The sequence below is a fragment of the Candidatus Paceibacterota bacterium genome (assembly GCA_028714275.1).
Taxonomy (GTDB): Bacteria; Patescibacteriota; Minisyncoccia; order Phycocordibacterales; family CAINVO01; genus CAINVO01.
Window position 1 is genome coordinate 1 of sequence record JAQTMP010000025.1, and the last position, 10310, is coordinate 10310.

Below are 10310 nucleotides of genomic sequence, written 5' to 3' on the forward strand. Positions count from 1 at the left end.
GGAAAAATAGCCAAGAAAATATAAAATCCTCATGACGGAAATGGTTTCGATGGAACGAAGCTCGTCGGCAGAAAATAGTGCAGAATCCACTTTATCCACTTTTGCTTCGTCTATTTTTAAAAAATTAATCAGCCCAAGCACCGCTTCGAAAAGCGGCTCATTTTTTTCTTCACCGGTGAGGAGACGATCGAGTAAAGAAAAAATCCGTTCCACCAACAAAAAACGTTCGGGTTGGGGAGTTTCCGGACCGAGGTCTTTGTAAATATTTTCTATTCGCCCAGCGCTAGTGATGCGCCAGACCTCGCGTCCGCGCACTAGAGAAAGATGACTATAGGCAAAGCTGTGCAACGAGTAGCGCAACTTGGACTTGAGCAGACGGACCCCCTGCGCAGACGCACCTATCAGACCCAAGTCACGTGTAAAGATCTGGTAAAAACGATTGGCGTCTTTAGCCTCGCGGCTTTTTAAAATAAAACCATCTGTCTGATAAATATGATGGGACATAAAATTGAAACTAGAGTGAGGCGCAAAAAACCAATTACAAGATAGTGATCGACAATTTTTCGCCAATCACCACTTCCACATTTTTAGTCAATGTCGGTTTTTTAATCATTTCGAGATATTTTGAGATGAGGGCCTTGCCTTTTTCATCTGTAGTGATCTGAAGATCAATCACATCTCCTAGAGACAAACCTTTTTCTTTGCGCGCTTCTTGGATAGCTCGAATAATCTCACGCACATCGCCCTCTTCTTGAAGCTCTGGAGTGATGACCGTATCGAGCTGCACACTTTCTGCAATAGCCGCGTCCATGACCACTTCTTTGACATTCACTTCGTCACGAATGAGATCAAGCAGGTCAACCTTGTCAGCAATCCCCTCTTGATCCGAGCGAGCCCGGAGCTCTGCGAGAGGCTGGCGGACTTTGATACCTGCTTTAGCGCGAGCTTCGAGACCGCGAGAGACGATCGAGCGCACTTCGATCATATCAGCGAGAAGCTCTTGCTCAGCTTGAGTAAGGGCTACAAAAGTCGGCCAAGCACAAAGGTGAACACTTTCTGGGTTGGATGAATTTGCGATTGAGTCTTGTGAATTTTTTATTTTCAAGAAAATATCTTCGGAGATAAAAGGCATGAAGGGTGCGACGAGAGTAGCAAACTGCATCAATACAAAATGCAGCGTGGCTAGAGCACTATTTTTATCTTCCACATCGTCCCCTTTGAAACGATCACGCGAACGGCGCAAGTACCAAGTCGAAAGATCGTCCACAAAATCCAGTATCGGTCGAGAAGCCTTATCCAGTTGATAACTCTCAAGCCCTTCTGTCATCTCAAGACCGATTTGTTGCAAGCGAGCTAACACCCATTTATCCAAAACATTTTTACTTTGTCTACCTTCGGCCTCTTGTGCTCCATCTTGGGCATACATTTGATAAAAAGAAACTACATTGCCCAAGCGAAGAATGACTTTTTTGTACAATTCGTCCACCCCTTTTTCAGAAAAATTCAAATCCTCGGCTTTCATCAGAGGCGAAGATAGAAGGTACAAACGCAACGGATCCGCTCCAAATTTATCCAACAAAACTGCCGGGTCCATAAAATTGCCTTTTGATTTGGACATTTTTTGGCCATCCTCGGCGAGGACTGTGCCTGTCGTGACCACATTTTTGAAAGGAATGTTGTCAAAAAGAATACCGGCAACCGCGTGCATGTAATAAAACCAGGTGCGAGTCTGGGCAATGTATTCAGACACAAAGTCCGCCGGAAAACGCTCCGCAAAAAGTGCTTGGTTTTCAAAAGGATAATGGTTGGCGGCAAATGGCATCGAGCCAGACTCAAACCAACAGTCGATCACTTCTGGGATGCGTTTTACGAACCCGTATTTTGACACCCACTTCACCTCATCAATATAAGGTCGATGGAGATCTAACTCGTACTCTCTATTGTGAGGAATAAAAGCAAAATCTATTTCAACAAAACTGCCTGGGTGCATAAAACCATCTGGGCCATCCCAATAATCCAAGACGTGCTCTTTGCTCGCCCCTGCTGTGATCACTTTAAACATTTTGGCTGGACCATCATGTGTGACCACCAAAATATTTTTACCCTGATATTTTTCATCTATATCATAGAGAAAATCCCCAATTCTCTGACGAATATCTAAAAGGTTTTCACCGTTCTGAGGTCCCTGCTCTAGTCGCTCGGCTGGATTTTTATAAAAGTTCCAATATTCGTCAAAAGATTTACCTTCAAGGTCTCCAAAATTTTCTTCGTGAATGCGATCATCTACGACAATGTCTTTGGATGACAAGCCCAGCTCCTTGGCCACGAGCTCAGCTGTCTCGCGGGTCCGGACAAGAGGTGAAGTAATAATCACATCGATTTTTTCACCGCCAAAATTATTTTTATTTTTTAGGGTTTCTTTTAATTTTTCTGCAGAATCTTTTATTTGTTCTTTACCTTTTTCCGTCAAATGATACGGCGCATCCACCGCCGAAATCATCACCCGCTTGATATTGTGCTCAGCTTCTCCGTGACGCATGACGATATAGCGATTGCGACGAGTTTTGTTTTTAAGTTCATCAAGTGATCCAACAAACTCCACTTCACCTGTCGTCTCACATTTCCAAATAGGCAAAGGTGAAGCCCAGTAACGGTTGCGAGAGATCGTCCAATCCGGCGCCCCTTCCATACTTTTTTTAAAACGACCTTCTTTGAGATGTTCCGGCACCCAATTTATTTTTTCATTCAGCTCTAAAAGTTTTTCTTTGACTTTGGTGATCCGCACAAACCAAGATGGGATAGCGTAGTAAAAAAGTGGCGTATCACAACGATAGCAATGGGGATATGAGTGGATAATTTTTTCTTTCGCAAAAAGTGAGCCTCTGTGAGCGAGCAGCTTGATGACCTCAATATCCGTAGACTGATGATCCCCTGTTTTTTCAGGTTTTGGTTTTACCATCAGACCTGCTAGCTCTTTATCTTTGACGAGCGGCATAAAACGGCCATCACCTTGGACATGGTGGGCAAAAGGAATCCCCTCTTTATGCGCCAGTTCCAGGTCGTCTTCACCATAGCCCGGCGCAATATGCACTACCCCTGTACCACTTTCTGTAGTCACAAAATCCGCTGCATAAATTTTCCAAGCTTTCGCGCGAACCTCTGGCGCAATTAGTGGAGAATCTACAAAATAATCAAAAATAGGTGTGTAGGCTCGCCCGACAAGCTCCGAGCCTTTTACTTTTTCCAAAACCTCGACAGGTTTTTCATCTGGTTTTGCAGGAAAAATATGCGCGACGCGATCTTCAGCCAGCCAGTACATTTCCACTTTGTCTCCTGTCACATTTGCGTCTGCTAAAGTTTTCTTGATTTTTACATAAAAAATATCTGGATTGATGGCCAGCGCAAAGTTGCCCGGCAAAGTCCAAGGGGTTGTAGTCCAAGCTAAAATAAAAGTATTTGCCCCATCTGTGTTTGGCTCGTCTACAAGTGCAAATTTTACATACACTGAAATATCGGTGATGTCTCGATAACTACCATCCATCGCAATCTCAGAGTTGGCGATCGGTGTCTCACAGCGCGGACAGTAGGCCAGCACTTTGGTACTTTCATACACCAGACCCTTGTCATACATTTCTTTCAAAGCCCACCAGACCGACTCCATATAGGTATTGTCCATCGTTTTGTACGAACCTTCAAAGTCCACCCAACGGCCGATGCGTTCGATAGTTTTTTTCCAATCATGCACAAAGCCGAGCACCTGACTGCGGGCGTGTTCGTTGAATTTTTCCACCCCGATCGCTTCGATTTGTTTTTTGCCCGAAACACCGAGATCTTTTTCCACAATATTTTCTACAGGCAGGCCGTGACAATCCCATCCCCAACGACGGTCGACTCGTCGGCCGAGCATGGTTTGATAGCGAGGAATGACATCCTTGATAGTACTAGCTAAAAGATGCCCGTAGTGAGGTAGACCTGTCGCAAAGGGTGGGCCGTCATAAAAAACGTAAGGCTCTTTTTCCGGCTTGCCATTTGCAGTTTTGGATAAAGTAGTTTTAGCTAAAGTTTTTTCGAAAATTTTCTCAGCTTGCCAAAAAGCTAGGATTTCTTCCTCGCGCAAGGCTGCCGCGCTTTTAACGTCTTTACCTACAATATTTTGGGTAATTTTTTGAGGACCTTTTTCTTGAGACATAGTAAGAATATAGCAAAATATGGGTGAAAATGATAGAAAATGGTCCTTAGAAGCAGGAATGGTCGGAAACCGAAAAGTCTGGGGTGTTCTTTTTCTCAATATGTAATATAAGACATATTTTTTATGCTTTATATTACATATTGAGAAAAAGGACACCACTAAAACATTTTCAAACAGAACATAAACAGAAAAGCGGCCCCCTGAAGGTAGCCGCCTGTTTTATATCTTAAACCTTTTCAACCTTTTTCCGGGCTAGGCCGCTTTCGAAAGACGGCGCTTGGTTTGAATGGATGTGAGGTCGAGTTCTTGAAAAAAATCCCAAAAAACGATGCGCGTGGCCTTATGCAAAAGCAACCCAATCTCCACATCCTTTTCCTGCAATGAGCATATTTCCCGACAGGCATTTTCGAGGTTTTGGTCCAAGCAGCGTTTTTTTTGATTTTCGCTGATCAAACCCCGTTCAATATAGTTCCTCGCGACAGGATCCGTGGATTTGAGCAAAATGACCAGTAAAAGCTGGACCTGCTTGAAAAGATTGGTCTGGTGCAACGGGAATAGGCCAAAATCGCTACGCGTATGGCTCATCCTGATATGCCAATAAATAATCCTTTTGAGGGTTTCGGACTCAACATCCAGATTGATATCGAATTCCTTCATGATATTCAGCGACCATTTTTTGTTCTTAGCAACTTTATATCTAGCCATCTTTTTCCTCCATTTTTGTTCTGAGGATACTCTACCCTAATGTACTGGTACGATCAAGGACTACATCTTCTCCGGAGCAGAAATTCCCAAAAGCCATAAACCATTTTTCATCACGATAGCGAAAGCCTTCACAAGAGAAAGGCGATACTCACGCTCGCTGCCAGCTGGGAGAATAGGTGTGGAAGCATAAAAACTATTGAAGGCAGCCGCCATTTCGAGGAGATACTGAGCGACAGTGTGCGGGGCCTGATCCTGGCAGGCCTGAGAAACTACCTCTCCAAAACGATAGAGTTTGCGCTCCAGCTCTGAAATAGCGGGGATGTTTTCTGATCCTTCTTTCTTTTCCAGTTCATTTTTTTCAACGCTTTTCTTGATGACAGACATAGCTCGTACATATGAGTACTGCAGATATGGACCCGAATCCCCTTCAAATGACAACGATTTTTCTTTATCAAAAATAATATCCTTGCTGGTAGCCTGTTTCAAAATGGAATATTTAATTGCAGAGACAGCGACCGCTTTGGCTATTTCCTTTTTTTCCTCGGACGTGAGACTGGGGCGATCTTTGATTTTTTCTTCGGCTGAAGCAATCATTTCCTTCAAAAGGGATTCGCCGGTAATAACATCCCCTGTACGTGAAGACATTTTAGCCGAGCCACCCCCGTTGACCGCTAGACGCAACATCCCGTGAGAAAGATGGGCTGACTTTGCCGCAATTTCTGGAAAAATAAATGAGAGCGCTTTGAGCAGCACCTTAAAATAGTCATTTTGCTCATTGCCGGTAATAGAAATGCCGAGATCATAGGGAAAAGCTGCATATTTTACCTTGGCGAGGCCGAGCTCCTTGGCTTCATATGTCGGCAAGCCCTCACTGTTGATAAAAACACGCGTGTGCAAGCCACTTTTTGATTCTGGAAAAACAACCGCCCCTTCACTTTTTTCAAAAATATCAGGATGTTCCTCGACTATTTTTTTGCCGATAGGCCCTGTGACACTTTCAAAAAAGTACTGATCAAACTTTGTGCCAAGCACGGCATAGATCTCTTCAAAATGTTCGAGCGACCACTCTCTGCCTTTAGCGTAGATGGCATTGAGCTCTTCATCAGAACGTTCGTAAATTTTTCGATTGATTTCCTTGATTTCAATTTCAGCCGTCGGATCTTCTTTGATTTTTTTTGAGCCGAGGGCATAGGCTGCCCCGAGAAAAGCCGTTTTTTCGGCCAGCGGAGCCTCGTCTGATGGAAAAGGCTTGTCCATAAAACGCAAACCCCATAGGGTCAGAGCGACATGCCGGCCCACATCGCCTTGATAACACAACCGCTTCACATCAGCCCCAGAGAATTCATAAAGACGAGCTAAGGATTCCCCGATGATATTTGTCATCAAATGCCCGATGTGAAATTGTTTGAAAGGATTGGGATCAGTGTATTCAACGGCTACCATTTTACCCGCAAAAAAAGTATTAGCACCGACTTTACCCTCTTTGCTCACTATTTCTGCCACTGACATTTTCAAAAAAAGATGATCGAGATAAAAATTGATAAAACCCGGCCCGGCTACCTCCACTTTAGCAATCTCTTGAGGCTTCGAAGAGCTGATGGCGGCCATTATTTCCGCCGCAAGGGTCAACGAATTTTTGCTGGTTTTTTTAGCTAAAGCCAGCGCAATATTTGTGGAAAAATCCCCCATCACCAAGTCGGCTGGGTGTTCGAGATGGATAGAATCTAAAGAAAGCTCTCCTTCCCTCCCCAAGGCCTGCAAGGCTTGATGGATATTTTTTTTGAGAATCGACTGAATATCAATATTCATAGGCATACTATACCCTACTTTGGTCCAAAAAGTAAAAAGACTTCTGTCGCAGCTGCAACAGAAGTCTTTTAAATTTACCGCGTTCCTAGAGGCTGAGGGAGAGGGCTTTTTTCAAATTTTTCCTCACGCTCTCGACCGATTGATTGGCATCAATGATCACATGCGGCACGCGAGTCAAAAATTGCATAAAGCCCTCACGCATCCGCTTGTGAAAATCCAGCTTTTTGGCATCAAAGTGATTATTTTCATCCTCACCCTGACCGGCCTTGCGCCGTAGGCCCGTCTCGATGTCAACGTCGAGGTAAATGTACAGGTCGGGCCTAATCTCACCGAGATAGAAGTCGCGAATGGTCCAGAAAAACTTCTCGAGCTCTTTGGCCTCCTGTCCGTAAATCTGATACGCAAACGTGGACGAATCAAAACGGTCGGAAATGATCGTGATTCCCCGTTCGAGCGCGGGCAAGACAGTATTTTTGAGATGGTCTGCTCTCGCCGCCCAAAAGAGGGCAAAAAGAGTCTTAGCATCGGCCTGTTTTGCGTGGGGCGATTTCAAGATCAGATTGCGAATTTCCTCCGCATACTGCGACCCGCCTGGCTCACGAGTGATCACAACAGCCTCACCCAATTCCTCCTTGAGTCTTTTGAGTTGAGAACTTTTGCCGGCGCCATCGCCTCCTTCCACTACGATAAATTTGCCTTTTTTCATAATTCAGTTATCTATATAGGTTTTCAAGACTGTGTCTAAATGTAGGGTAGCAGCTTTTGCTATTTTTTCAAAGTCTGGTCAATTTTTTGAGCAATTTCGACAAAGTCGCTTTCCTTTTTTCCCCGAGTGGTCTCAGCCGCCGTGCCGAGTCGGATGCCAGAAGGATCAAAAGCTGAGCGACCCTCACCTGGAATAGTGTTTTTATTGACGATAATCCCCGCCCGCTCCAAGCGGTCGCTCGCTTCTGCACCGGTGATGCCGCCAGCTCCCTTTTCATTTTTTCTGTCGGTTTGTTTTTTGATGCCACCCATCCAGACATCTACAAGCACTAGGTGACTATCAGTCCCTCCAGAAATAACATGCCAGCCGAGGCGTGCGAGCTCTTTGGCGAGCACGCTAGCGTTTTTCATCACCTGTTTGGCATAGGCTCGAAAAGCTGGAGTGTCTGCTTCGCGCAAGGCCACGGCCACTGCTGCAATTTGATTGATATGAGGGCCACCTTGAAGCCCTGGAAAAACCGCTTTGTCTACTAGCTCCGCGGCGCTGACTTTTTTCCTGGCCCCCTTACCTATTTTATTATCCGCCATTTTTATCTCCAGATCTTTCCTGACAAAAATAATAGCGCTGCGGGGCCCTCGCAAAGTTTTGTGGACGGTAGTCGTGACTACATCAGCGTAATCAAAGGGTGAAGGGTACGCTCGCCCGGCAATCAATCCGGCAAAATGAGACATGTCACACATCAAGATCGGATGCGTCCCGTCAGACAAGGTGACAGCATCCGCAATTTCACGGAACTTTTTAAAATCCACTTTACGAGGATAGGCTGTAAAGCCGCACACGATGATGCGAGGCTTTTCTTCTATCGCTTGCTGACGCAAGGCTTTGTAATCAATTATCTCTGTAATCGGATCAACCCCATAAGGGATCTGGAGCCAAAATTTTCCCGTAGCTGAAACTTTGTGCCCGTGAGTGAGGTGTCCGCCGTGAGAAAGTGACATGCCCATGATCGTTTCCCCTTTTGGGACGAGGGCGGTGTAGACAGCTAGGTTGGCGGGAGAGCCAGAAAGTGGCTGCACATTGACGTGCCATGAGTCTGACGAAAGTCCGAAAAGTTTTAAAGCTCTTTTTTGAGCAAGCAATTCAATTTTATCGATAATCACATTGCCCCCATAATATCTTTTACCCGGATACCCTTCAGCGTATTTGTTGGTCAGCTCGGAGCCGAGAGCTTTGAGCACATCGTCCGATACATAATTTTCCGAAGCGATCAAATTGATTACTTTTTTCTGACGCTTTTTTTCGGCCTCTATGAGAGCGTGGATTTGAGTGTCCTTCATAGAGCCATTGTATCAAAATCAGCCTACAAGCAAAAACTAGACAAAACCAGCCTGGCGTGAATAATGAAAGATAGATACAATAAGCACATAAAATAGAATCAAAAGAAATGAAACAATACCACGATCTACTCAAGCAAATCATGGCCGAAGGTGAAGACACCACCGATCGTACCGGCACTGGTACCCGAGCGATATTTGGCCCTCAAATGCGCTTCAACCTAGCCGATGGCTTCCCATTGCTGACGACCAAAAAGGTGCCGTTCAGGCTCATTCTGAGCGAGCTGCTCTGGTTTATCGCCGGGGACACCAAGCTTCGCACACTGTTGGCTGCCAACAACCACATCTGGGATGAATGGCCTTACAAATGGTATCTCAAGTCGGAAGGCTTGCCGATACCGGCCACAAGCAGTGAGGAATGGAAAAATGGCCTCAAAACTTTTACTGACCGCATCGTCGCCGATGATGAGTTCAACAAAAAGTACGGGGACCTCGGACCAGTGTACGGCTATCAGTGGCGTTCATGGCCAAACCTAGACAAGGATGGCCACAACCAGCCGATCGACCAGCTCTCCCGTTTGATCGAGGATATCAAAAAATCCCCGGACTCACGCAGACTGATTGTCTCGGCTTGGAATCCGGCCGAGATTGATGAGATGGCCAAAGCGGGGCTTCCTCCCTGCCACTGCCTCTTTCAGTTTAAAATCCTAAACGGAAAAATGTCGCTCCAGCTTTACCAACGCTCGTGCGACACCTTTCTCGGGGTGCCATTCAACATTGCTAGCTATGCCTTGCTCTTGATGATGGTGGCTCAAGTCACTGGCTACACGCCGCATGAGTTTATCTGGGCAGGGGGTGATGTGCATGTATACAAAAACCACTTCACTCAGGTTTGCGAACAGTTGACACGGGATTTTCGCCCGCTGCCGACTGTCAAGATCAATCCCGACGTCAAAGATCTCTTCTCCTTCAAAATGGAAGACTTCGAGCTCGTTGGCTACGATCCGCATCCGCCGATCAAGGCCCCGATTGCGGTGTAGAGGCTGTAAAAAAATACCGAAAACAAAACGTAAAAAAATGAAAGTATTTATCATTGCAGCCTTGACCGCAGACGGTTTCATTGCCCGCGACTCGAGCCAGTCGCCTTTTACTTGGACTAGCAAAGAAGACAAGAAAAGGTTTGTGGAGCTCACCAAGCGAGCGGGAGTGGTGGTGATGGGATCAGAAACCTTCAAAACGTTTCCCCAGCCGCTAAAAGAACGAGTCAATATCGTGTACTCCCGCTCGCAAAGTTTTAAAGGTGCAGAAATGACCCAAGACGAGCCGCGCGTCCTTTTGCAAAAACTCGCCGAGCGAGGGTTTGCCGAAGTGGCTATCTGTGGTGGCGGTCAGATCTACACCCTGTTTATGAAAGCTGGAGTGGTCACGACACTCTACATGACTGTCGAACCCACTCTCTTTGGCCAAGGCCTATCACTTTTTAATCAAGAAATTTCTCAAAGCCTGCGTCTCGTGAACAAAGAGACAACCGCCACCGGAACAATTTTTCTTGAATACGAAGTGGTGA

8 protein-coding genes are annotated in these 10310 nt (G+C 45.7%); 2 read left to right on the forward strand and 6 right to left on the reverse strand.

All coding sequences use genetic code 11. The features are described from left to right. The 6 genes from PHF79_02750 to PHF79_02775 form a co-directional block, all read right to left on the reverse strand. The coding region (locus tag PHF79_02750; GenBank protein MDD5318714.1) for a recombination protein O N-terminal domain-containing protein at positions 1-504 on the reverse strand (504 nt) is incomplete at its 3' end. A 34-nt stretch (positions 505-538) separates the two neighbouring features. Then, entirely contained in the window at positions 539-4189 is a 3651-nt protein-coding gene (locus PHF79_02755) for a class I tRNA ligase family protein (GenBank protein MDD5318715.1), read from the reverse strand. A 252-nt stretch (positions 4190-4441) separates the two neighbouring features. Further along, a complete protein-coding gene (locus PHF79_02760) occupies positions 4442-4846 on the reverse strand; it encodes a hypothetical protein (GenBank protein ID MDD5318716.1) in 405 nt (134 codons plus the stop codon). A gap of 108 nt (positions 4847-4954) precedes the next feature. Next, positions 4955-6703, reverse strand: coding sequence for an arginine--tRNA ligase (argS, locus tag PHF79_02765; GenBank protein MDD5318717.1), 1749 nt, complete (start codon positions 6701-6703; stop codon positions 4955-4957). Positions 6704-6788: 85 nt separating this feature from the next. Next, positions 6789-7409: a dTMP kinase gene (gene tmk / locus PHF79_02770; protein MDD5318718.1), complete on the reverse strand. Its 621-nt coding sequence runs from the start codon at positions 7407-7409 to the stop codon at positions 6789-6791. 59 nt (positions 7410-7468) lie between these two features. After that, complete coding sequence (locus PHF79_02775; protein MDD5318719.1) at positions 7469-8746, reverse strand: serine hydroxymethyltransferase; 1278 nt, start codon at positions 8744-8746, stop codon at positions 7469-7471. A gap of 107 nt (positions 8747-8853) precedes the next feature. Between PHF79_02775 and thyA the strand changes: the two genes are divergently transcribed. Both thyA and PHF79_02785 read left to right on the forward strand, forming a co-directional pair. Then, positions 8854-9783, forward strand: a complete 930-nt coding sequence (gene thyA / locus PHF79_02780; GenBank protein ID MDD5318720.1) for a thymidylate synthase — start codon at positions 8854-8856, stop codon at positions 9781-9783. 37 nt (positions 9784-9820) lie between these two features. Further along, a partial coding sequence (locus tag PHF79_02785; protein MDD5318721.1) for a dihydrofolate reductase family protein occupies positions 9821-10310 on the forward strand: 490 nt, incomplete at its 3' end.